The 2,193-nt window shown below is 57.2% G+C and carries 1 protein-coding gene; it reads right to left on the bottom strand.

Annotation, left to right across the window (positions count from 1 at the left end; all coding sequences use genetic code 11):
* Positions 1-196: 196 nt before the first annotated feature.
* On the bottom strand, positions 197-2,083 hold the full coding sequence (gene mnmG, locus C4334_RS03910; RefSeq protein ID WP_352430774.1) for a tRNA uridine-5-carboxymethylaminomethyl(34) synthesis enzyme MnmG: 1,887 nt from the start codon (positions 2,081-2,083) through the stop codon (positions 197-199).
* Positions 2,084-2,193 lie beyond the last annotated feature (110 nt).

The following is a 2,193-nucleotide window of genomic DNA, read 5'->3' as shown; positions in this document are numbered from 1 at the left end:
CGGAGCCACTCGTGCAGCCCTTCCCAGGTGGGGCTTGACGTCAAGCTCCCCGACGTGGTCCGCTGGTCCATGGCGGTGGCTCTCCTCCTCCGGGCTTCCAAGCCCTGGTGTTGGTCTAGGAGGAGGGTACACCGCACTCGCCGTTTACACACCCTTTGAGGGTACCCCCTTGATGCCAATTTCATCTGGCGCGGCTCTACGCGGCGCGTCGAAGTTTCAAGTGAACGAGAAGCGTCGCCAGCGCTCCGTGCGTCATCCCTGGAATGCGTCGCGCCTGTCCAAAGGTTTCGGGACGCGCTCTTTCCAAGCGCTCTACCATTTCGCGTGACAAGCCGCTTATCGCACGGTAGTTGAAGTCAGGTGGAATGCACAGGTAGTCGTGTTGATGAATTCGCTCGTTGGTCGCGCGCTGCGCGTCTATGTAGCCGCTATAGATGATGTCGGCGAGCACCGTTTCAAGATCGCTCAAACTCGTCTGGACGCGCGTCTCCGTTGGCAACAGATCATAAATCAACTCCGGGTTGACGTTCGGACGTTGAGCTAACTGTGCGAGCGAAATGGCGTCGCCGAGATTCTGATTCAAACGGCGCGCGAGTTGAGCGTAAACAGAGTCCGAGCGCTTGAAACGAGTGCTTTCGATCACAGCGCGAAGCTTCGCCAGACGTTCGCGCCGTCGGTTGAAACGCTCCCAGTCCTCATCGCCGAGCAACCCCAGTCGCCGCCCGTAAGGGGCAAGTCGAGCATCGGCCGTGTCGTAACGCAGGGCCAAGCGGTTCTCCGAGCGCGAGGTAAACATTCTGTATGGCTCATCAACGCCATAGTGGATTAGATCGTCTATGAGGACGCCGATATAGGACTCTTCCCGACGCAACCGGAATAATGGCTCACCGCGGACGAAGAGGGCAGCGTTGATACCTGCAATCAAACCTTGACAAGCTGCCTCTTCGTAACCCGTCGTGCCGTTGATCTGGCCAGCGAAGAATAGACCACGAACGCGAGTCGTTTCCAGAAACGGCGTCAGCTCGCGCGGATCGACGAAATCGTACTCGATGGCATATCCGGGTCGGATGATGCGCGCTTCTTCCAAGCCCTCAACTTGATGCACCAGCTCTTGCTGCAACTCCGCGGGCATGGAAGTGGAAAAGCCATTCAAATAGACCTCGTAAGTGTCATATCCTTCCGGCTCGAGGAAGAGCTGGTGTCTGTCCTTGTCAGGGAACTTCACGACTTTGTCCTCAATGGACGGGCAATAGCGCGGTCCCACGCCCTTGATCTGTCCAGAGTAGAGCGGCGACTCGTGTATGTTGGCGCGAATTGTCCGGTGCACGCGCTCGTTCGTGTAGCCGATATAGCACATGACCTGCGGCTGATCTATGCTCTGTGTAGCAAAAGAGAAGGGAACTGGTCGCTCATCCGCTGGTTGTGGCTCGAAAACAGACCAGTCTATGGTTCGCCCATCAAGGCGCGGCGGCGTACCCGTCTTGAGTCTCCCGACGGGAAACCCCAACCTTTTGATGCTTTCGGCTAGCTCAACAGAGGCTGGCTCACCCGCTCTTCCTGCCGTGTATGTCCGCTTGCCCGTGTGTATGAGCCCCTTGAGAAAAGTACCTGTCGCGACGACGACGGCTTTCGCTCGAAAGCGGCGCGTATCTTGCAGCTCCACCCCACGAACTTTGCCATCCTCCACGATCAGATCGATCACCAATCCTTGCCGCAGATGCAAATTGGGCGTAGCTTCAAGAGTGCGGCGCATTTCGGTGCGATAAAGCAAGCGGTCAGCCTGCGCACGCGGCGCCCGGACAGCAGGGCCGCGTGAGCGATTGAGCAAACGGAATTGTATTCCTGTGCGGTCAATGACGCGGCCCATAATACCGCCCAAAGCATCAATCTCGCGCACAAGATGCCCCTTGGCGATGCCGCCCACAGCAGGATTGCAAGACATCTGTCCGATCGTATCCAAACTGAGCGTGATCAGAGCCGTTTCCGCGCCCATACGCGCAGCGGCGGATGCGGCTTCGCAGCCCGCGTGTCCAGCGCCGATAACGATGACATCGAAACTTTCGTCAAAACTAATTGATCGCATCTCTTTCTTCTCCCTAGAACTACCCTAAGTTCTTGCCTCACGACAAGAGGTCGTGCCAAAAAAAGGTTCCGCACTACCCGATTAATTCACGATCACAACATCCACCCTAT

The sequence above is a fragment of the Pyrinomonas sp. genome (genome assembly GCF_040289685.1).
Taxonomy (GTDB): domain Bacteria; phylum Acidobacteriota; class Blastocatellia; order Pyrinomonadales; family Pyrinomonadaceae; genus Pyrinomonas.
Note: the sequence above shows the minus strand (reverse complement) of the source record. Positions and strands in the feature narration are given on the sequence as shown.

What these genes read in the sequence shown, in the direction of transcription:
- mnmG (WP_352430774.1), bottom strand. Translation starts at nt 2,083, where the DNA reads ATGCGATCAATTAGTTTTGACGAAAGTTTCGATGTCATCGTTATCGGC.